Source organism: Snodgrassella sp. B3088 (assembly GCF_026535815.1).
GTDB classification, from domain to species: Bacteria; Pseudomonadota; Gammaproteobacteria; order Burkholderiales; family Neisseriaceae; genus Snodgrassella; species Snodgrassella alvi_E.
In genome coordinates this window covers 258,186-280,487 of sequence record NZ_JAFNPG010000004.1, presented here as the reverse complement: position 1 = coordinate 280,487, position 22,302 = coordinate 258,186, and the positions used below count along the sequence as shown (strand labels likewise).

Below are 22,302 nucleotides of genomic sequence, written 5' to 3'. Positions count from 1 at the left end.
CCATGGCTCCTTTGCCGACGCTGAGTAGATTTTAGGTGACGGGTGGTGACAATGAGTCCGTGTCGAGCGCTGATTTTTTCGGCCTTTAGAGCGAGATTTATACAATAGAATTTGGCATGAGATTGGATTGCTTTTAGTCAGCCTCTTATAGCCTAAAGTCTTTGAGTGACTAGATGACATATCATGTAAGTTGCTGATAGGTTTCCAGTTTTCCGCTCCTAGGTCTGCATATTGTACTTTTCCTCTTACTCGACTTAACCAGTACCAACCCAGCTTCTCAACGGATTTATACCATGGCACTTTAAAGCCAGCATCACTGACAATGAGCGGTGTGGTGTTACTCGGTAGAATGCTCGCAAGGTCGGCTAGAAATTGGTCATGAGCTTTCTTTGAACATTGCTCTGAAAGCGGGAACGCTTTCTCATAAAGAGTAACAGAACGACCGTGTAGTGCGACTGAAGCTCGCAATACCATAAGTCGTTTTTGCTCACGAATATCAGACCAGTCAACAAGTACAATGGGCATCGTATTGCCCGAACAGATAAAGCTAGCATGCCAACGGTATACAGCGAGTCGCTCTTTGTGGAGGTGACGATTACCTAACAATCGGTCGATTCGTTTGATGTTATGTTTTGTTCTCGCTTTGGTTGGCAGGTTACGGCCAAGTTCGGTAAGAGTGAGAGTTTTACAGTCAAGTAATGCGTGGCAAGCCAANCGTTAAGCTGTTGAGTCGTTTTAAGTGTAATTCGGGGCAGAATTGGTAAAGAGAGTCGTGTAAAATATCGAGTTCGCACATCTTGTTGTCTGATTATTGATTTTTCGNCGAAACCATTTGATCATATGACAAGATGTGTATCCACCTTAACTTAATGATTTTTACCAAAATCATTAGGGGATTCATCAGTACAAAGCAGGAGAGGGTGGAGACCCTCTCCTATGAAATCTGGAGTAACAACGCTTTACACATGTTTTTCGCAGTAGCCCCGTTGCACATACGTTACAACGTCCCCACGCCCCCAAAGCCATCAAACAGCCCGTTTGCTACTCTCGCTGCTTAAACGGACTGTCTGATGGCTTTGCCCCCTACTGCTAGATTGTTATTATTATCGTTCAGGCAGAATATCAGGATTGATGTTTTTCTGTATGTCCTGAACGGTTTTATCGTATGTTTTCTGTGCTCTAGTAGAAAAATCTGCGTTAGAGACTTCTTGAGCAAACTTACTCAATAGTCTGGCTTCAGTTTTATACCCGCTGTTATACAATTCTTTTGATATTTGGGCATAGTTACTGACAATTTCAGTCCGAGTTGTGACAGCTTCCTTTATAAAGGCATGAGATGGTCTTTTATTGGTCTGTATCGCCTCAATAAGATCTTTCGCAAGCTGCTTTTGAACACTGCCCACAAAGCCGCGCTTACGCATGGAAGACAGTATTAAATTTTCTCCTTTAACGGTTACTCCTCTATGCTGGCGACGAGTAGCAGCACAAGGAACACCTTGTTCTCGCATTTTTTCTGCAAAGCGTAAACGCCATTCGTATAAATCATTCTTACGCGGATTAAGTCTTTGGCCAAATTCATCTTTCATTAGAACACAGAGGTGTACATGTGGATGTGGCGGCTCACCTGCTCGTTCTGCGTCTGTATGCAACGCAAATGCGTACTGGTGGCCTATAAACTGTTCAGCGGCAAATTCCCTTGCTGCATTCTTTACGGCCTCTGGTGGCGTTCCTGCGGGCATAGAAAGCACAATATTAATTGCTTCCCGCTTTTTACTCTGCTCCGGTATTCCTAGTTTCTTCCAGTCATTGATCTGGCCATATACTTCTTTTTTGCCTTTGAGTTTCTCACCATCCTGATTTTCTATATCTATTTCACCATTCCGGCTTATGTAATTGAGATGGCCGCGAATACCTTTCAATCCGGTACTTGTATTACTTTTGCGCTTGGAAATTTTAACCATTACTTCAGGTTGTTTAAGAGCCGCAGCGCGCAAATTGGCCAGACCATAGCCAGCTTTAAGCGGTGGCTTAGGTTTCTTTTTGAATAAAGAAAAACCGCCAGAATCTTTTGTTCTGACGGCGCGGGTTTTGTATAACCAATCGTCTATGGATCTGTTCATTTAAATTTTTTCCTACTTGCCTGGATTACTTCATTTACACTTTCTGTGTGTTTCTCAATGATTGTACGAAGTTTCTGAATTTCATCTGTGGTGATTCCGCCTGATTCACCAATGTTCAGCTGACGAGCTATCTGATTAAGATTGCGTCCAATGCGTAACAGCTGATAATTGGACTGATACAGTGCCTGTGTTTCATTATTTGACAGAGTAGGGTGTCCGGTAATGTAGTGTTCGATAATATCCACAACAAAGGCATTAGATGTCATTAAATGTAGTTCAGCTACAGCTTTTAAATATTCAAGCTGATCATTGTTTATCTGTATTTCCAGTCTTTTTTTATTTCGTTGGCTGTCTGTATTGCTGTAGTTATTTACATTATCCTTTGGCTCAAGATTCAGCTGTTCCAATAATAATGTTTTTGCCAGTTTTGAAATACTAGGCTTACCGGTTTTACTCAATGCTATTTGTTTCAACTTTTCCACTACTTCTGGAGTAAGGCCATATATTTTAGGCTGGCTCATTAATGCACTCCTTAGCGATTATATTCTTCGAAAATATCCTGTGATTGAGACTGTTCAACATTGATACCTGCTGCTTTTATTTCCTGTTTATAGAAGTTGGCCAAAGCTTCATTTTTTAGATGAGCTGGCATATTCTCTATGACCTTTTCAACAGCAAATAGCCGTACTTGTCTGAGTTGTTGATCTTTTTTGGACAGTAAAGGATTCTGGCTCAAATAAGCTTCTTTCGCTCGAAGAAGTATTTCTTCATCCGGTGCCAGTTTTTCTTTGACAGGCTCATTAGAAATTTTTTGTTCTTGCTGAAAGCTAAGAACGTAATTTTGTATTTTCTGTGCATCACGACAGGCGTGTAAAATTTCATTTGGATCTTTCTCTAGAACGGATACCCAGCCTTCAACGTAACTCGCATGACGTTTAGGATTATGGGGCATTCCTAGCTGCCGGTTAATCATCATTGAGGCAATTTCAGCGCGCAATTCTTCGCGAGCGTATTCCGGAGAACCGAATTGATTTATCATTTTTCGGTTTAATCTTGATTCATGGCCTGTCCAGTGGCCAAGCTCATGCAAGGCTACTGCGTAATAAGAACCAGCATTATTAAATTGTGCCTTTTCTGGTAATACAATCTTATCCTTGCGCAAGCTGTAATAGGCATCGTTACCGAATTTGTGTTCAATATTTGCCTTAGAAGCAATTAGAATGCGTTCAGCCGGATTGTCACTTGACCAGGTGAGTTCAGGTAATGGCTCTAGCTCTAATTTAGGTAAGCCATTAATTTGTTCAGCATTGAAAACAGTGAAATTTTTAACAAATGGTTTCTCTAATGGTATTAAGATAGTTTTAGGTTTTCCATTTTCATCAGTTATAGGTTTTCCGTTTTTATCCCGTTCTGTGTGTTCTGCGTGTGTAATCAGTTTGAGCAGTTTTATGCCATGTTCCCCTTTTTTGACTTGTGCATTGACTGATTGAGCTTGCCGATAGGTTAGCCAGCGCGGATCATCACGTCCTGCCATAATAAGGCGAAAATTATTACTCCCGCTGTATGGGTTACCAGTAATATAGTTATAGGGTAAAGCTGTTCCTTTGCTCGGATTCCACGGCATTTGAAAAGGCGCGGTACCTGCTTTAATCATATTTATCAGCTCATCAGCCATTTCCTTAGCATAGTCTTTCTGCTTTTGTTGTTGAGTTGGTTTTTCGCTCATGAAGAATGTGTTCCAAAAAAATAAAATGCCCGCACAGCTTCAATCTGGCGGGCGGTGTTTCAATTACAAATTTGAATAGACTGGATACTCTCAGTCTTTATTTAGTGCAGATATAATAAAAATCCCCGCACAGAATATCTGGCGGGGGTTGTATTAATGATTCATCGTAGAGTGCACTGATTTCACAAGTGATTTAACATGTTGTGGCAGTGCAGGACTATTCAGATAGGCTTCTAATTTTTCAGAAGAAGAGGATGCCTCAAGATATATATCAAATTCATCTTTATTTAAAATGGCCATAAGTTGCAATTCTTCAGGTAAGAGATATTGATCAAGTGTATTTTGACCACTTCCATCATCAATCAGTTCTTCAGTATTAGATAATAAGGTATTCATATTTTATCTTTCAATTTCTGGATCCATAGATGCTGAGCTTGTAGGCTGAATATGTTGCTGTTGCTGTTGCTGTTGCACTATGTCTTGAGACGGGATTTGCATAGGTCTAGGCATATTCAAATGAGAGCCAGCCATATATTTAACTGTATTTTGATAATAATTCTGTAAAGCTTTTTCATAAGATTCAGGGTCGAGACCGCGTATTGCATCAATTGTTGCCTTTTCATAAAAGGTCAGTTGGGCTTTTGCTTCAGAATTTAATTTACTGGCTTTATCCATGTAAATTTGTTTATCTGTCTGAAGGGAAACATTATTATCTGAATTATTATCAGGTGAATTTAGCTCATCTGTTTCAGCATTGGCTTGGAGGTTCTCCCATTCGGCGTATGCATTCATTAATTCACCGTTTGATAACTGGTCTGGATAATCAGGTACATAACCAGGAGATTGCTCGTGCTCATTAGTAAGAGGTTGACCTGGTCCGGTATCTGAAGACTGCTCAGGCACATAACCAGGAGATTGCCCAGGCTCATTAGTAAGAGGTTGACCTGGTCCGGTATCTGGAGACTGCTCAGGCACATAACCAGGAGATTGCCCAGGCTCATTAGTAAGAGGTTGACCTAGTCCGGTATCTGGAGACTGCTCAGGCACATAACCAGGAGATTGCCCAGGCTCATTAGTAAGAGGTTGACCTGGTCCGGTATCTGAAGACTGTTCAGGCAAATAACCAGGAGATTTACCAGGCTCAGAAGTTGGAACTGGTTCAGGTTGTGGATTATTGTGCTGTAATACTTCTACTAAAAACAGATTTCTCACAACTTGCTTTTCAGTTTGGCCAATTATCTGCCCATCTTGGTTTTTTTCTGGAATTTGGATAGTAACTGGCTGTTTGTCTTGCTTTTCCAGTTTGATTGTGTCACCAATCTTTGCTTTTGCCTGTTTAATTGCATCAGCTAATCCAACGCCCCATATCGTACGTTCTTTACCATCTTTTTCTAGTGTGACGTAGTAACTGTTCTGATTTTTACTGACATGCAAATATGGTGCTTCACCGTGTGCTATTAGACGCTCACCAGATAAAAATTCTTTTTTGGGCGCATCATTTAGGCTTGTTTTTTTGGTTTGCTCCTGATTGAGTAAATCAGGTTCAATGCTATTCAAAGATTGTTCTGTACGCAATTTTTCCACTAGTGCCAAGTCTGCTGCTGTAGGTTTATAACCTCGTGTGCGAATGCCTTGGCTTTCTGCTGCAACATACATCATTGATTTAAATTCTTGTGAGCCAGAAAGCTTGATACTGTCCCAGCTTTTAGCTTTGGCAACTTCTAGCATATCACGCACTGTTTGTGCATCGGTTCTTGCTGTACTGATTTTTTTACCTTTGTCTTCAAATAAAACAGTTGTACCGTTTTTTGAAGACAGATATTGTCCATTTGCCACTATATAGCGACTAGCTAGATGATCAGGCGGGGCTTTATATTTTAAATCTGTTATAGGCTGTTTCGTTTTAGGTACAGCTGATGCTTCAGACTGTTTCTGCTCAGCTGATGCTTCGGCCTGTTTCTGCTCAGCTGATGCTTCGGCCTGTTTCTGCTCAGCTGATGCTTCGGTCTGTTTCTGCTCAGCTGATGCTTCGGCCTGTTTCTGCTCAGCTGATGCTTCAGTCTGTTTATACTTAGTTGAAGTTCCAATCTGTTTCTCTTCATCTATATTTTTAATTTGCTGTTTCGGTTGACGGTCAGTTACAGTAATTTCTGGTTTTTGTCTGGAATCCAGCTCAATGCTGTTGATAGTTGTAATCACGGTTTCTGTATCCTCATGACGAAAAAAAACCGCCTGTTCAGAGGCGGTATTATTAAATGTAGTTTCGGACGGAGAGGGCGGATCAGGAAGAATAGACACTGATTGCTGGGTGCCGGCTTCTGATATTATTTGTTGTTCTTCTTGATCCTGTGCTGCTTTGTGTAATTGTTCGCCATCCAATCCAAGCTCGTTTTTGTGCTTTGCTGCAAAGATTCTATTTCTGATTTGTTCAACATCTTGGGCTTTTCTGATGTGTCCAGCTTCGCCTTGGGTAAGTTTGTCAACGCCATAACCAAGCTCCTTATTTAAATAGATATCCATATCATTACCGTGCTTATTGATAATAGCATGAATCATTTCTGGTTTAATTGCAATATTCAATGCACCTTCATGTGCAGTCATAACCGCAGCACCTATTACCTTACCACCATTGGTTTCTATATAACCTCTGAGGTTAGCAATTGTGCTACCAACTGAAAGCGTATCATCTACAAGTAAATACTCCTGTCCAGCCTTTACTTCACCCGTAAATAAAGGTTGATATGCCAGACGGTGGTCAATACCTGCGTCGGTACGATTTACCTTATTGGCTTGTAAAATATTATGGTCAACAGGTGAATCTAATTCTTTACTCAATACTGCGGCCATAGCAAGTGGAATTTGATTGTTACCTGATGCCTCTATAGCACTTACTGGAACGATTAAAACCGGATGTCCATTAATCATTTCATTAATCTGGGCAATGGTTTCAGAAGTTATTAACTTGGTTACAAGCTCAAGAGCTGCCTGTTTATCGCCACTTTTGGCAGACTTATATTGAGCCTCTTTTTTTAAGTCGCCTAGAGAACCATTTCTGATAACTGGAGGAAAATCGTCCCACGGTGTCCGGTTAGGTTTTGGCCAATCTGTTTGTACCTGAGACTGTATTACAGTTTCAGATAAAAGTACCTGCTTTACTCTGTCCAGCCCGGCAAGCGCATGTAAATCATTAAAATCTGACGGGTAGTTATTTTGGCCGTGCTGTTCTTGGTATATAGCAATCTGTTCTTCAGTAAATTCTGGCATGATAACTCTAGCCTGATTACCGAATAAACTCGCAGCCTCTTTCGCATGATTAATACCAGTTCTGCTCACATCATTATCAGCTGCAATGATTACTGAGGTCTCAGCATTTAATACTTGCTTCATTTGCTCGGCAACCGGACGCAGATTACCGGCGTTAAATGCGACTATCACAGGATAACCAGTAGCCTGATTAATACTGGCAGCTGTGGCCACGCCTTCAGCCAATACAACCCCCTGATTAATGCGTTTGCTATCTCCGATAATTGTATAGCTGCCCTGCATTCTGCCACCTGATAGAAAACGTTTTTCTCCACTCTGATTAATAAACTGAAGAGAAACGATTTTTTGATTATTTAATACAGGTATTATCAGATTATCATTGCCTTTATACATTCCTTGGCGCAACTGGCTGATAATTGATGATTCAGTAATCCCTTTTTTAACCAGATAAGGGTGATTGGCAGAAGCAGGAAGATTTCTTTGCCATATCTGCTGCGCAGATCGTTCAGCGTTCTGTTGTTTTTCCCGGAACAATTTTTCTTCAGCTTGTCGATTCTTTTCAGCTTCAGCCTTGCGTCTGGCTACTTCTTCAGCTGACGGTGGAGTATATGAACCAGAACGGACATAACCGGCTTGGCGAGCTTCATAGTATAGAGAACCAATATGAACGTGGCCTTTTCTAATACTTTTCCAAGTAGCACGGGCATCACGCGGATTATATTTGTCACTTTGTTGTGACCATGTATCCCAAATTTCAAAGCCTTGTTCGCCCAGCTCATCTTTAATTGCTGCTCCCATTCTGACCCACAAGTCGCGGTCATGGGAGTTCAGATGATTTAAAGCAAGCCTTATTTCGTCAATATCACTCATTCTGCCTCCTTAATAGCATAAAAAAACCGCCTTTCGGCGGGTTGGTTTATGGAGATGGGTATTGCTATGAATTGTTTAGTACAGCCTTAAAAATCGGCATTGAATCAATTCCAAGATTAGCATCAATGTATTTACTCAACTCTTCGATAAATTCAGGTTTACTGTCAGGAGTTACCAGGTTGCCTAGTATTGTTTTAGCAATATCACCGGCATTGGTTGTATCGCGCCAGTCTGTGTTTGGTAATTCTTCAGATGGTATATATCGTGCTACTGGTGGGCTGGAAGTACGGACTGATTTTCTACCTGGTATATTTAATAACGGTATGGGTGATAAAGGTAAATGAGCACGTGGCTTCAACACTTCATCCTGAAAATACATGATTTTATCTGCCATTATTGGTAACTTACCAGATTGCTTAATAATACATTTTTCATATGGCAAAATAGTAAGCTCTTGCGGCAGTAAAACAGCACGACGCTGATCAGATATACTTTGACTAGTTCCTCTGCCTCGCCCTGAAGAATGAGACTTAGATTTAGCTTTGAAAGTTTCATACCCAATCCTTTTACTTATCTCTTCAGCATCTTTATCATCGCTACAGGTAAAAGATATCTGAGTATTAAAGTTGGTAAAAAATGTTCGGGCTGCTTCTGCACCGTAAATTTGTGCAATTTGTGCCGGAGACTGCATGATGATAAGTAAGCGCAGATTGTATCCAGCCATGTAGGGTACGCCATCAATAATGGCTTTGACGTATCCCAAGGCTGGAAACTCATCAAGTAGCATTAGGCACTGGTATTTAAGAAATGGGTTGTTTTCCGGTAATCCTTGTTGCAGGTTGACGGCTACTAATTGACTGTAGAAAAGATTAAGTAATCTTGAAAGAGGATTTACATCTTGAGGCGCAATGCCCACATAAACTGTCATACGTAGTTTACGTAGATCAGTTAAATAAAAGTCATCATTACTTGTTGCTGCTTCAACGACTGGATCCAGAAAAACACCTAGTGGTGCAGTCAGAGTGGCAACAATATCAGCTCCTGTTTTAGCATTACCAGAGGCAAAGCCTAGTAATAGTGTTTTGCAATTCTCACTTAATCTGGTTTCATTCTGTTGTTCCCGCAATTCAATTTCTTCTTTTATCCACTCAGCCAGAGTTTTACCGTTTTTAGGAGTGGTAAGACGAAATAAGTTAGATATTGTGGTTTTCTGGCTCGTATCTGTTAAATCACGTTCATGTTCAGTTTCTACCATGTATAACATTAAACCGGTAAATAGCTTTTGAGCTGAATCAGCAAAGAAGCCGGAAGTCCCGCTGATATCTTTTACTGGTTTTGGTATCAGCACTTCTGCAATGATAAGAATGTCTTTGTACATAAAACGCGGGTCTCGGCGAATGTAAGTACAAGGGTTGTAACGGTGAGATTGCAGAGGCGCACTCTGGTCTGTGCTATGTTCGGGCATAGTACCACCAGGATTAAAAAGATAAACTTTCTGTTTTAATACCTTTTCACGAAAACCTGCGGTTTTTAGATAATTCTCCATCTTGGGATCTGTGTTTACCAAACTATGGGAGTAATGTAATAAGTTTGGAATAACTATCCCGATACCTTTACCACCTCGTGTTTCAGAAGTTACATATGCAAAGGCAGTGTTTGACCAACGCAAAAAATTTTTTCCAATTTTGGCCAGAAGTATGTCTGGTGGATCTTTCTTGTTAAATTTATCTTTTAACAATCCAGCTTTTCTGATTTCTACAAGATTTGCAAAGCGGGCAGAACCATGTAATTCGCGTTTAGGTTTGCTCAATGCTACTGCTATTGCCATGATGAAAGGTATAACTGGCGGAATAATAGAGATAACACTGCAAATCCAGAATGGCTTGACAAAATGTGGATTCAATTCTGTTCTATGTTGATATAGGGTAAATAAAATTTTTAATGAAGGAGTAGCTTTAATATGTGTCCAGCTTAAAAATATCTGACTGCCTAGGAATTGTCCTCCTATAGCAAATATCACGCTAAAGACCAGACAAAAAACCAGTAATATAAAAAATCTTTTCATGGTCTATCCTTTTTAACTGATAGAATTCTCATCGTATCTGCATAAATTTCCCATACTTCTCTTTCTTCATCATTGTATGAATATCTGCGTGAGCGCATAGAGCCTCGTATAAATACTGAATCTCCCTGAAGAAGATATTCACCTGCCAGTTCAGCTAATTTGTTATAAAGCAATACAGAGAACCATTGTGTGTTTTCCTTTATCTGGCCAGTCGTTTTATCAGTGTACCGGTCATTGACACAGACACGTAATCGAACAACAGGAGTTGAATTATTAAGGTAAGATATGATGGGTTTCTTTCCGACATTACCCATTATTTCTATGCTATTAAAAGATGGATTCATATACTTATGCCTGATAAAAAATTAGAAGAGTTAGAAACGGAGATTACAAAGCTAAATCAACAGCAAAAGTTGTTAATTTGTGTATGTAGAGAATTGTTGCTGGCAATTATGGCCAGCTCCTCGGATCAGCCTATTCCGGAAAAAATGAAATATTCTCTGGATATACTATTGGCTGAAAAAAGTGAACTGGCCACATTGTTTGATGATGATTCTTTCTGGCTCAGACTGGATGAGTTGTGTCGTGACCGTCTGTAATAGTGAATTTTGAACGTAAATTGTGTTTAATCGTGTCTATTTCAGTTTTACCTTGATGAGTACATGTTTGTGGCTGATGTATAAGCTTTTCTCTGATATTCTGCTTGATAGTCGCCAGATCACTGCTGTCAGGATTAGTCATGATTAATGTTTTCCTTTGAACAGATGCCGGTATTCTTCTGGGTAAATTGGGTGAGGATCTTGCCACAGCCCCAGTTTTTGTTTACGGGCATTCATTTCAACCTGTGAATAATCTTTTTGCGGATAACGCTTGTACGACCATGCATAACCAGTTTCTACCATTCTTCTGTTTATGTCTGTGCCATTGAGGTAAACAATACCCAATTCACGACCATAACGGTCATTGCCCACAATATCAATCTGAACCGGTTTTTGAAAAATCAGATTGGCCAGCGTCTGTTTTGATTTTTGGCCAAACGCCTGCTTGCTTTCTGGTGCATCAATACCTGCAAATCTTATGCGGTGCTGTGTATTAGTTTTATCCAGACAGCGAATAGTATCGCCATCGCTGATTTTAATAACCTTACAATTAAGTGTATTTGCAATGGCAGGTGTAAAACAGGCCATTAGCATTAATAACATTCCCGATTTATAAAACATCATTATCCCTTGATAATAAAAAGCCCTTTATCTCTAAAGGGCTTGTTTGATTAATAGTTAAAATACAAAGCTGATTCCGACCTTACCCACAGCATGAGTACCAGAACCAAATGCTTGGGCAACACCGCCATAAATTTTTGTTTTTCCGGTTGGAGCCAGATAATTAATGCCCCAGCCGATAGCGTTTTCACCATCATAAGTACCAAAACCGATACCAGTGGCCACGTGGCCTGGTTCCTGTTGAGGATACTCAATGCTCATTGCAGCGACGCTTGCAATCCCTTGCGAAGATACCTTGCGGTTATGGTCAATTTTATTGTTCAGAGTATTTAAACGATTGCTATTCTGTTGTTGATAATCTTGCAATTGAGAAACATTAACAGCATCATTGGGATTAACTCCATTAGCTACACCTGTGAGTATTCGGTCACCATTTGCACCAGTTATATCAATTACAGATGAAGTACCAGCTTTATCAATTGTAGTGGTTTTTCCATCAGTGAGAATCAATCCAGATTGCCCAGATTTAATTTTATTGATTTCATTCTTGGCTTCCTGCTGAACCTGCCACAGCTGGCCACCGTTAACGACTTCGTTTGAGCCGGCATTAACAGAACCTTGGCCGACACCTTGAATGATAGTATGGCCATCAGCGTCAGTCTTTTCCCGGTCAATGATGACAGAGCCAGTCTGAATACTATTACTGCCAACACTGTTGAAGTTCACATCGTCAGCTGTCGTAATCTCATAATTGGTACTGCCATTGGCATTTTTACTGCTGTTAACCTTGATATTGTTTCCAGCACTCACAGTTGTTTTGGCTTTTTCGGCATCATTCTTGGCTTCCTGCTGAACCTGCCACAGCTGGCCACCGTTAACGACTTCGTTTGAACCGGCATTAACAGAACCTTGGCCTACACCCTGAATGATAGTATGGCCATCAGCATCAGTCTTTTCCCGGTCAATGATGACAGAGCCAGTCTGAATACTGTTACTGCCAACACTGTTGAAGTTCACATCGTCAGCTGTCGTAATCTCATAATTGGTACTGCCATCAGAATTATTACTACTGTTAACCTTGATGTTATTTCCTGCGCTGTTAGTATTTTTTGATTTATTCGCTAAATCTTTGGCTTCGTTGGCTGTGTTTAGTGCGTTATTAGCAGTTGTGTTTGCATTATTCGCAACAGTTTGAGCATTGCCAGCTGCGGAAATTGCATTATTGGCATTATTTGCCGAATTATTAATTTTATCCAGAACATCTTCTGTCAGCGAGACTTCACAGTGTGGATTACCAATGGTCGGAAAAATAGATTCAGTTTTAATACCATTCACTCCTGTAGCATTACATACGCTTTCTTTATCAGCTGCGTAAGCAGTATTTGCAAACAAGATGGATACGGCAGAACATATCAGAACTTTATTAACTTTGTGCATGTATAACCTATGTTTTTTTTGGTATAAAAAAAGCCGGTTACTGAAGAAGTAACCGGCAAAGATACAATTAAGGTAAAAACTACTAAATTATTTTCATGATAAATCTCCTAATAAATGAATATATGGATCTGTAGAGTTTAGTGTTTATTCTGTAATGATAAGAATTTCTCTACAGGGTCAAAATACAGTTCTGTCATGTGTGTATGTGAAAAAAACGCAATTACATCAATTGTCGATTTTACTGTTCCAAGAATGTAATCGTATTCCATTGTCTGGCCGGTAGCTGATTCCTTGGCCAGTTGTGCAATACGGTAATGGACAGAGCGGGCATCATTGGCATGTACTGATGTAAGGCCACCAGGATGCCCGGTGTTGAGTAAAGAGAGGTAATCCCATGCTTCATCACTACGTAATTCTGTCAGAAAAACTCTATCAGGTTTCAAGCGCATACAGGCAGCAATAAGCATTTTGGCTGTAATATGTGCTTTGTAAAATAGATGGATATGATTGGGATGATTAGGTAAGTCCAATTCGTGAGTATCTTCTAATGTGATTAAACGAGTGTCTTCAGGTACAAGGTCGGCTATGGCTTTAGTAAAGGTAGTTTTACCTGAGCCTGTGCCGCCAACCATACAGATGTTTAGTTTATGTTCAACCGCCAGTTGGAAAAACCTGTTCATATCACGATTAGCTTTTGCATCTAGCATTTCATATTGCCAGTCTGCAAGATGAACATCAGCTGGTAATTTCATTTTGTCGCATACATCTCTGAATTTCCGGCCATCAATTTCATATTCTGTTTCATTGGTGCTAGCGGATCCGTATTTACTGACATCATTGAAATTACTAATACGATTTGTACTTAGATAATCATCAAGCGAAAAGCGGACAGATGATGGTTTACGCAAGCACATTACTATGGTCTCATCCTCACAGGAGGGCGGTATCATAATATGGCCGCGTTCACCATCTGGTAGCGTTACTGAGTGAATAGGCTCTTCAAAAGAAATGTGCTTTTTATTCAGAATCGCAAGAATATTGGCAAGTTGATGTAGTGAAGATAGATTCAGACGGTCATTTTCATAACGGGTAATACCATTGGTTCCATCTGTAAATACTTCATAAGGTCGATTAATCATTACTTCAGTAATGCCAGGTCGATTCAAATATTCACTAATGCCAAGTTTATCCAGCATATTACGGGCTGATGTGTCTGATTGAATTGCATTCATGAATAATATTCCAGAAATTATATGTCTGAGAATTCAGACACGTTTTAAAAAATGAATGGACGTTTAACAATGTCATATACATTGCTAAAATCAACATCACGAGCCACAAATACATTAATAATGCTACCCTGATTAACAATTCCGGTCGGCGGAATGTTAATACTGTTCTTCAGGGCTTCTGTAGCCATTTGCTGGGCTGCCTCATTAGTATTTTCATAGGTAATATTATTATTATCGCCCTTTGAAGATTTATTGCTCAGGCTGTCACCTAAGTCACTTATCATGCTAATCATGATTGCACCTCCAAAACGTTGCCAAAAGTGATAATTCACCTTGGCTCCATGACCGCTTTCACCAAGTGCCCCGGCACCGGGACTGGCCAGAGATACTTTTACACCGTTAGGTGTTTCTACTTCATTCCAAAGTACGAATACTCTAGCCTGACCCTGTAAAAGCGCAGCTGTCTGTTCACCTATAATCTTGCTACCACGTTCTAATAACAAAACTTTGCCATCAGCAGAGTAAACATCACTAGTGATCTGGCAACGGGTAAAGCCAGGTTGTGTAGTAACAATTCGAGTTTCAAGAGTACAGCGAATACCTGTTCCCTTAGTTAGCATCATGGACTGATTACCACGTTGAATAGCATGTGTTCTGGTGGTTACTGTAGGGTTAAGCTTGTTGTTAAGTACACTACCATTACTATCTGTATTAAAAGAGCCAGAATCACTATTATTGTCACCAGAAACAGCCTGTACTAAACCACTGCTGCCTTTATTATCCAGTGCCAGTACCACTTCACCACCTAATCTGCGAATTCGGTTAGTCATAGCTGGATTAGTGCTTTGCTGCTGCATGTCTGAATTAGCAGTTATAGAATTTGTCGAATCTACATTAGCACTACTGTCAACAGCTCCCACAACTGGGGCAGATGCAGATTCTGAGTTTAGTTCTGCCGATGCAGCGGATGTATCAGATTGAGCCGTTGCCTGTGATAAAACAATATCTTTTTTGTCTTTGTCAAAATCCTTTGGATTAACATTAGTTACTGTATCACTGGCTGCACTGGCGGTGTCGGCTATATCTTCATTACTATTTGATGATGAGAATGAAATTAATCCAGTTACAATGGCTCCAACCGCAAGAAGACCCATACCGGCTATAGCAACTTTAGTAACGTTGCTTTTATTACTGGTTTTTTCGTTTAATGGTAGTCCTCTTTCAATCTCATCATCATTAATAATTTCTGCCAGACTTTCCTCGTTTGCCTGTTCTGTTGGCTCAATTTTATTAATTTCATCAGGATTATTTTTCTTGAGTTTATTTAATAAATTTTTGATAAACATTTCATCTCCTTATTTCACAATACGGACAGTATCAATATTTGATGTTCCTGTTCGGTTAAAGTGGCCTACGGTGTCATAGCCACGATTATTGATACCTAGTACCGTTTTACCCAGACGCAGTACAAAGCGCGGTGCTGTTTCATGAATAACAATCGTGTCATTCTCAATATGTGAATTAACCAAAGCCTCTGTTCCGTCTTCAGCTACTTTGTAGACAGTTGGCAGGTCTTTGTTATTGTTAAAACGCAGATAGGTAAACAAGCCGTTATCCCACATAGCTGTCGGAGCCAGTGACCGATTGCCATAGCCCCAGTAATTGTCGTTATGGATCTGGATAGCAGTTGATGTTTTATCGAATATTTCTGCTGCTTTTCGGTTTTTGGCCAAGGTTTCAGTTTGTTTTGCTGCAATGGTATCGGGATAACTAAATCTCAAAATATAGGTTGGAGCCTGTTTTTTGTGCTGCTCATTGATTAGGGAAAGAGTAAAAGCATAAGTACGTTTGTTAGTTACTATCAGCATGTTGGTTGCCGGTTTGGTAACTGTAGGTTTAAAAATAATGTTGTTACCCTTCACAGCAACTTTCCACGCATCAGAATCACCCATACCCAGAGCTGCACTTTCACCTGATAATGTTTCACCTTCTTCCAGCTGAACCAATACGGCTCGTCCCACCTGTCCGCGTATGTGATAAACCTGGTTATCATGATAAACCGCTGTTTGAATGCGACTGTCTCTAGAAGAACCGGCAGGTATGGCTTCAGCAAATACAGGCAAAATAAAAGCAGCCATGACAGCTGCAATACAAAATTTATATCTTATCTTCATTTTGGCACTTCTTTCTATTATGGCGTGGTTTCCGGGTCAACACGGTAACTAGTAATTTGGAAACCCAGAGGATTTACCAGGCGATCTTTTTCTTGCATAGGTTGATTTGCATATTCATAGGACACGGTAGCAATTAACTGTTGTGGTGATGTCGTTTTAGATAAGTCGCCTGATAAAGGAATAAGTTGCTTATCAAAACGTATTTGTGCCATTGAGCCTACAAAAGAAATTGCTTTAACATTTATTACAACCTTATAGTTATCTTTTAATATTTTATGTGGAGCATTGGGGTTGTTGTCGTTGTATATTTTGGCAAATTCCTGTTGTATAGGTTTAGCACTCAGCAGCATAGTTGCATCATACGTACTTTGAATAGTTTGCCAGTCATAACTTTCACGATATTTTATGTACTGTGACAGCCAGTATTTATCAATAACTTCACCATAGGATTTTTCAGATTGTTTCAAAGTAGTAACAATGTCAGTAGCACCTGTATTGTTATCTACTCTGATTACAAAAGGCTGTACTGTTTTAAGAGGCGTCAGAGCAGCCACAGCCCCAATGGACATGCCGGCTAAGACAAGACATGCTATAGAAATTCTCCAGGCTATTTTACTGTTACGTCTAACCTGATCAATCTCAGACCGATTAAAAGCAGCAGCAGACTGAATAAATTCTTTACCCTGTTTATTCAGGGGAGCTTTAGTATTTTTAGATATACTCATTTAACTACCTTTAATGAACTATTGATGGGAAATTCAGCACCATGCGGTTTATGCACGTTGGATGAACTACAGCCGGCTATAATAAAGGCTGTTAGTATGCTCAATAATATTTTGTTCATAAATGTTCCTTGAGATAACAGATAAAAGGAAAGCCACTGTTTGATGATTCAGTGGCCAAGAAATAGAACTAATTTTTAATAAAAAAGCCACCGCTTCAGGTGACTTGTTTGTATAAGACAGTGATTATCTGTCTTCTTTTTCGATTCTAGCAGTAACTATTGGAGGAGCAGCCATCGCAAATAATAATCGTACAATGGTCAAAAATAAAAAAATCGTAACAAAAGTAATTGCCGTATATTTAGAGAACTCACTTGATAAAGGCAAGAATGGAACAATAAAAATGGATAGAAGTACACCTAAAAAAGAATATTTCCAAATTTTATTGAATAGTTTAGCCATTTCGTGATCTCCAAATCTTTGTTATTTTGAAATACTGCCCCCACCACCACTTTTATTGAAACTTGATAACTTAACTGTTTTGGACATTCTAGCAATAGACATAATTGTACGTGAAAAACCATTAACACTTGCGCCACCTGTTAAGGCAGAAGCAATACTAGGAATATTCCATGCAACAATAATATATATTAACGTAGATACAAAGAACATTGCTAAAACAGGTAAAAGCAAAACAATAGACTTTTCCTCTCCAGTGAGTAGATTATTTAAGTGATTGTTAAAAAAATCAAGTTGTAACCCTCCTAAGATTGTATAGAATCCAATTGTGATAGTATAGTTAAAAATCTGACCAATCCAGTTCATACCCCATTGTCTGGTGCCGGGAAATAATAAACATCCGATAAATACCGGGCCAATCATAATAACCATTGCTAGTGATAACTTAGCCACCAGATAAAAGGCTCCGGTTATAATAAAAAACATTCCACCAAAGAACAATATACCAAATGCAATACCATATGCAGCCATTTTTTCGGCAAAATCCTGTATCCCATATTTACTACCTATCGCCCAAGTTTTACCGAAAGTGTCCATTAAATTATCTAATCCGGTATCAATAGCACTTGCTGTATATGAACCGTTACCAAACAAGCTGCTTAACTCATCAGGCATTGTATACATCAGATTAGCAAGTTTTGTATATTGGCCAGCATTGAATGCACAGCTGATAATAATTAACCATCCAAAACCTCGTTTTGCTAAATCTAGAAAATTTTCATCAAAACCTCTGTTATATCCATCAAGTATCACCAATAAAATATAAATTCCAAAACAAACTGAGAAAAGAGGGCTTATACCAGCTATTAATGTACCAGTTTTACTAAATAAATTAGTTCCCATCCCATTTAATAATGCATCAGCCACAGATGAAAAATAACCGCCATCCATATTTATCTCCTAGACAGGCAGACACCTTTGAGGTGTCTGCCTGATTTATTAATTACAGCTGCTGTAATTACGGTCTGCAATATGGCGTGCCAGACAAGCGTCCCTCTGGCTACGCTGCGTCCGCGCTATTTTTTCTTCCAGGTCAAACATTTTTGACATCATATCTAGTTTTGTTTGATTATTTTGGATAATGGCCTGTTCAGCTGAAATTCTGCTTTGCAAATCTGCTGCTGCTTTAATGTCCTTGGTTGAATTAATTTTGGTCATTAATGCCTGAATATTATCCAAACGCTTTTTTGAATCCTGGAAAGATTTAAGAGTGGCATCATAGTTTGCAAAAAGGGCTTTTGCTGCCTGTTCAGGTGTGTAGTCTTTACCTTTTAATAGATCTTTGTAATTGGTTGACGAAGCATTGCCATAGATTGCTTGCCACTCATTAGGTAGTTGCTCTTTAACAGAGTTCAGGATCTTGCCCATATTTCTCGAACCACTAAGAGCGGCAACTTGATTCTTCAGCTCAGTAATCTGCTCAATCTGATTATCAATCTGAGTTTTACTCTGAATTATCTGCTGCACCATATTCGCAGCTGCTGCTCCATCAAAAACTGGTATGCCTGATGCCTGAACATTTATCGAACTGACAAATAGAATAAGCCCTATAATTGTTGAGAGCCATTTATTTAGGATTTTCATACATTCTCCTGATATAAAAAAAACCGCCTGAAGAGGCGGGTTGTTGGGTTAAAAGTAATTAACTAGTTTGCATTTCTATCTGCTTACGCTTGCGCTCAGCATTTCGATTAGATATTGCATCACAAAAAGGCGTATACCAATGTTCAGGTTCTTCGCCATAGGTATCCATTATTTTATGTAATAACTCTACAGTATCCGAACTACCTGACAGAAACGGCATCAAGGTGTCAAAGCCATGTAGGTTTAATACAGCAAAAGCAGACTGTTTAGACTGTTTTATCAGAAATGTTCTACTTTCTTTTGGCAAAGCCATGAGCTCATCGTATTCCTTACGGGTAATACCACATCTTTCATAACTATCCACATATTCGGCATCTGGATTCGGCAAAAATATTTTAGTAGGTGTCTGCTGAATGATTGCAGCAAATATTGGACAATTTATTGCATCTTCCGGAGACTGTGAAACTAAAATAAGCCAACCACCTAGCTTACGGTCAGCTTTAAGCATTTTCAGCATTTTTTCTTGTAACACTGGATACCGGGCCGCATACCAAAATTCTTCAATGATTGTGGCCAAAATCCCATTTTGTTCTGCAATTTTTTTCATCATCATTTCACGAAGATGAAATAGATAAGCCAATACTGGAGCTGTAGGCTGATAATTAATTTTCAAAATATCAGTCAGGTCAATTCCCACAATAGAATATTGTTCCGGATTGAATAAATTTTTTGGATTATCTAGACACCATGCAAACCGACCATTTTCACTCCGGCACCATTTACTTAAGCGCACCCTTAGCGAGTTTTCATCTGATCGTACAGGTATACTTTGTAGTAAATGGCTAAAGTTTCGATTTTCAAAATCAAGGCCTAAAACAGTATCAACAGCTAACTGAATTTCCTTTTCTTCAGAGGCTGTTACTTTGCCGTTTTCATTTGCCCCACAAATTCCAACCAGTGAATAGAGAAACTCTCTGTTAGCAGGTGTATCAGGCAACTGAAAAGGATTTAATCCAGTAGGTATGCCTGCCTCAAGGCTAAAATATGTACCACCTAATGCTCGAACAAATATTTCCATACCTTTGTCTAGATCCATGATAAACATGGCCGGCTTAAATCGTTCTGTAAAAGCCATCAATGAGCATTGTGTTGTGGTTTTACCTGTGCCCGTAGCACCTAAGATTAAAGTATGACCTGCTACTTTTTCACCTATATTATCTTCACCGTCTCTAGAAAAATGAAAATTAAAATTGAAAATAGTGTTTGATACAGTAGCCAAAGGCATTATTGCTGAACCATCGCCCAGGGGATTACCATATTTTTTTCCATGTGAATAGTTGTGAATTCCAAAAGTTGTTGCCAGATTAGTCGTAGTTTTTGGTGATGAGCGAGGTCGTTCACTGCTGCCTGGTATTTGACTAAAAAAAGTTGACGGAGCAGATAGACCTGCTTTACTAAAACGATAACCTCCTGAATTCAGAAATGCACTATAAGCGCGTGAGCCATTCACTGATGCTTGTTGAGCATTATCACCAAATACGATTAAAGCTGCGTGATAATCACCAAACATAAGCTCTCCAGAGACCAGTTTTCCTTGAGCTATATTTAATTCAATATGCTGCTCGTCAGCCTGGTCGTTAGCTGATTTCATATTATTAAGTTGCTTACGAATATTCGATAGCATGGTATAAGGATTAACGTATATCAAACTCTGAACAAAGTTGAACTCAAACGGTAGTGTAAGAATAGCATTGAGTATTTTGGGTTTAGATAGACCATAATCCTTTAAATCATAAGCCTGAGCATATTTCGTTTTTCCACATGGTGGTCGTATGGAAAATACATCCGTTCCAAAATGTAATGAACTGTCCGGAATGATTTGACAAGCATCTATTTCAGATAAAGGTATTTGCTGCTTATTACCATTAATCAGACTCCCAAAAAATTCATATATTTCTGAAAAGCATATATCCTCTCTATTTTTATATGCAGTCAGAAGTGTTGGCTCATAAGGTTGAAGAGAGTGCATTAACGTAGCAATTTGCTCTTCCGCTTCCTTAATACCAGCATCTATATCACTATTTTTAATTACTACAGCAAGATGAAATATATTTTCAAAATAATCCTCTGAGTTAAAGTGTTGCAAATATTTGCTACTAAAATCTTTAGTAAATTGAGTGTTGAAGTTGTAGTCCTGGCTGAAGTCGATTTTCTTGCGTTGTAAGGTACACCATAACGCTAGTCTGTCGCCAAACGACTTACCACATGCGGCTAATAAAGTTCTTAAGCTTATGAAATGCTGATAAAGAATTTTGTCGTCAACGCCATCAAATGGTAAGCCTTCCATACGGATTACAAAGCATAAATGCCCTGATTTATACCATACAATATTATTTGTGACGTGTTGGCAAATCTTCGGTAGAAAATCTGCGCCGGCTGGTTGATTTTTTAATACATTGGTCAAAAAATCGCTGATAATCATCTATCTGTCTCCCATATTTTGTTGACAGGATTGTTGTCGTATTGTTAAACAACTTTGAATTGCGTCTTCGTAAAAACCATTTACATTCATATAAGATTATCCTTAGTGCCTGGTCATCGTTTTTACATGCGGTATGTATAAATGCAATTATTGGTGCGGGTAGCAAAATAAATAACAATGCCTTTCCCTGAAGAAAAGGCATTGCAATCATTACAGCCATCACCCCCACAAATCCGCATACCGCTAACGCTGTTATAGGTACACCAATAACCATTGCTTGACGTGCAAGACCATTAAATGTCAGCTGATCAGTATCAATGGTTTCTTGAGAGGTTTCATAAGCCATAAAATATCCTATATCATTAGAAAATCATCTTTGCTCCACCAGTAAAGAACCAGGTGGCAATTGCAAATGAACCACCTGCACAGAATATCCATAAACCAGTTTCTAACACGTCAGTCCATGTTTTACGGCCACCCCAACCTTGTACGAATTGCCATAAAAGACATAAGCCCGCTATTACACCTATTACGGCATAAAGCGCGTTACGAACTTCCGTTGCCATAGAGACACCTTCAGCACTAAACCCACCACCGGCGGCCATAGCACACTGCGCAAATCCAGCAAAAAATAAGACTGTCAGCCAAGATAATTTAGGCCTTAATTTGTTATTCATGAAATTATTTCCTTTCTCAAAAATTTATTTCGGGCATAAAAAAACCGGCTTTGAGCCGGTTTAACGAGTTAAAATTGTCAAAAATTTACAAATTGGTTTAGTTTTCCTTTCAGAAACGACAAAAAAAGCCCGCTCATGGCGGGCGAAAAAAATAGACTTTGAGCCTGTCTAACAAGTTAAATAAAATATTTGTTTTATATGAACTTTCCT

At 39.3% G+C, this 22,302-nt stretch carries 20 protein-coding genes and 1 pseudogene; 1 reads left to right on the top strand and 20 read right to left on the bottom strand.

The features are described from left to right. The 8 genes and pseudogenes from J3U75_RS04585 to J3U75_RS04550 all read right to left on the bottom strand — a co-directional run. A pseudogene (locus J3U75_RS04585) lies at positions 1-796 on the bottom strand (IS4-like element ISVsa5 family transposase); the annotation flags it as partial. A gap of 307 nt (positions 797-1,103) precedes the next feature. Next, on the bottom strand, positions 1,104-2,120 hold the full coding sequence (locus J3U75_RS04580) for a relaxase/mobilization nuclease domain-containing protein (protein WP_267390773.1): 1,017 nt from the start codon (positions 2,118-2,120) through the stop codon (positions 1,104-1,106). Beyond that, positions 2,117-2,641, bottom strand: a complete 525-nt coding sequence (gene mobC, locus J3U75_RS04575; protein WP_267390772.1) for a plasmid mobilization relaxosome protein MobC — start codon at positions 2,639-2,641, stop codon at positions 2,117-2,119. Before mobC ends, J3U75_RS04580 begins: the two co-directional genes overlap by 4 nt. Before the next feature lie 11 nt (positions 2,642-2,652). Next, on the bottom strand, positions 2,653-3,846 hold the full coding sequence (locus tag J3U75_RS04570; protein ID WP_267390771.1) for an ArdC family protein: 1,194 nt from the start codon (positions 3,844-3,846) through the stop codon (positions 2,653-2,655). 153 nt (positions 3,847-3,999) lie between these two features. Further along, positions 4,000-4,242: a hypothetical protein gene (locus tag J3U75_RS04565; protein ID WP_267390770.1), complete on the bottom strand. Its 243-nt coding sequence runs from the start codon at positions 4,240-4,242 to the stop codon at positions 4,000-4,002. 3 nt (positions 4,243-4,245) lie between these two features. Next, positions 4,246-7,980, bottom strand: a complete 3,735-nt coding sequence (locus J3U75_RS04560) for an LPD7 domain-containing protein (protein WP_267390769.1) — start codon at positions 7,978-7,980, stop codon at positions 4,246-4,248. A gap of 64 nt (positions 7,981-8,044) precedes the next feature. Continuing rightward, complete coding sequence (locus J3U75_RS04555; protein ID WP_267390766.1) at positions 8,045-10,045, bottom strand: type IV secretory system conjugative DNA transfer family protein; 2,001 nt, start codon at positions 10,043-10,045, stop codon at positions 8,045-8,047. After that, the gene (locus J3U75_RS04550; protein WP_267390765.1) at positions 10,042-10,389 is read right to left on the bottom strand and encodes a single-stranded DNA-binding protein; all 348 of its coding nucleotides are present in this window, start codon (positions 10,387-10,389) and stop codon (positions 10,042-10,044) included. The genes J3U75_RS04555 and J3U75_RS04550 overlap by 4 nt, the downstream gene beginning before the upstream one ends. 108 nt (positions 10,390-10,497) lie before the next feature. Between J3U75_RS04550 and J3U75_RS04545 the strand changes: the two genes are divergently transcribed. Continuing rightward, positions 10,498-10,644: a hypothetical protein gene (locus tag J3U75_RS04545; protein WP_267390764.1), complete on the top strand. Its 147-nt coding sequence runs from the start codon at positions 10,498-10,500 to the stop codon at positions 10,642-10,644. Between the two features lie 144 nt (positions 10,645-10,788). Here the strand turns inward: J3U75_RS04545 and J3U75_RS04540 are convergent, their stop codons facing one another. The 12 genes from J3U75_RS04540 to J3U75_RS04485 all read right to left on the bottom strand — a co-directional run bounded on the left by J3U75_RS04540 (position 10,789) and on the right by J3U75_RS04485 (position 22,092). Beyond that, positions 10,789-11,238, bottom strand: coding sequence for a thermonuclease family protein (locus tag J3U75_RS04540; RefSeq protein ID WP_267390763.1), 450 nt, complete (start codon positions 11,236-11,238; stop codon positions 10,789-10,791). 84 nt (positions 11,239-11,322) lie between these two features. Then, a complete protein-coding gene (locus J3U75_RS04535) occupies positions 11,323-12,702 on the bottom strand; it encodes a YadA-like family protein (protein WP_267390762.1) in 1,380 nt (459 codons plus the stop codon). 137 nt (positions 12,703-12,839) lie between these two features. Further along, positions 12,840-13,934 (bottom strand): ATPase, T2SS/T4P/T4SS family, encoded by a 1,095-nt coding sequence (locus J3U75_RS04530; RefSeq protein WP_267390760.1) that lies wholly within the window; start codon positions 13,932-13,934, stop codon positions 12,840-12,842. Positions 13,935-13,978: 44 nt separating this feature from the next. Beyond that, entirely contained in the window at positions 13,979-15,280 is a 1,302-nt protein-coding gene (virB10, locus tag J3U75_RS04525) for a type IV secretion system protein VirB10 (RefSeq protein WP_267390759.1), read from the bottom strand. Between the two features lie 9 nt (positions 15,281-15,289). Continuing rightward, complete coding sequence (gene virB9 / locus J3U75_RS04520) at positions 15,290-16,108, bottom strand: P-type conjugative transfer protein VirB9 (protein WP_267390757.1); 819 nt, start codon at positions 16,106-16,108, stop codon at positions 15,290-15,292. A gap of 17 nt (positions 16,109-16,125) precedes the next feature. Then, the gene (locus J3U75_RS04515; protein WP_267390756.1) at positions 16,126-16,833 is read right to left on the bottom strand and encodes a virB8 family protein; all 708 of its coding nucleotides are present in this window, start codon (positions 16,831-16,833) and stop codon (positions 16,126-16,128) included. Between the two features lie 243 nt (positions 16,834-17,076). Continuing rightward, positions 17,077-17,292, bottom strand: a complete 216-nt coding sequence (locus J3U75_RS04510; RefSeq protein ID WP_267390755.1) for a hypothetical protein — start codon at positions 17,290-17,292, stop codon at positions 17,077-17,079. A 21-nt stretch (positions 17,293-17,313) separates the two neighbouring features. After that, complete coding sequence (locus tag J3U75_RS04505) at positions 17,314-18,240, bottom strand: type IV secretion system protein (RefSeq protein WP_267390753.1); 927 nt, start codon at positions 18,238-18,240, stop codon at positions 17,314-17,316. Positions 18,241-18,288: 48 nt separating this feature from the next. Next, positions 18,289-18,933 carry a type IV secretion system protein gene (locus J3U75_RS04500; RefSeq protein ID WP_267390751.1) on the bottom strand — a complete coding sequence of 215 codons (645 nt, stop codon included), beginning with the start codon at positions 18,931-18,933 and terminating at the stop codon, positions 18,289-18,291. 58 nt (positions 18,934-18,991) lie between these two features. Further along, positions 18,992-21,415, bottom strand: coding sequence for a conjugal transfer protein (locus tag J3U75_RS04495; RefSeq protein WP_267390749.1), 2,424 nt, complete (start codon positions 21,413-21,415; stop codon positions 18,992-18,994). Further along, entirely contained in the window at positions 21,324-21,761 is a 438-nt protein-coding gene (locus J3U75_RS04490; protein WP_267390747.1) for a VirB3 family type IV secretion system protein, read from the bottom strand. Before J3U75_RS04490 ends, J3U75_RS04495 begins: the two co-directional genes overlap by 92 nt. Positions 21,762-21,777: 16 nt before the next feature. Beyond that, complete coding sequence (locus J3U75_RS04485; RefSeq protein ID WP_267390746.1) at positions 21,778-22,092, bottom strand: hypothetical protein; 315 nt, start codon at positions 22,090-22,092, stop codon at positions 21,778-21,780. Positions 22,093-22,302 lie beyond the last annotated feature (210 nt).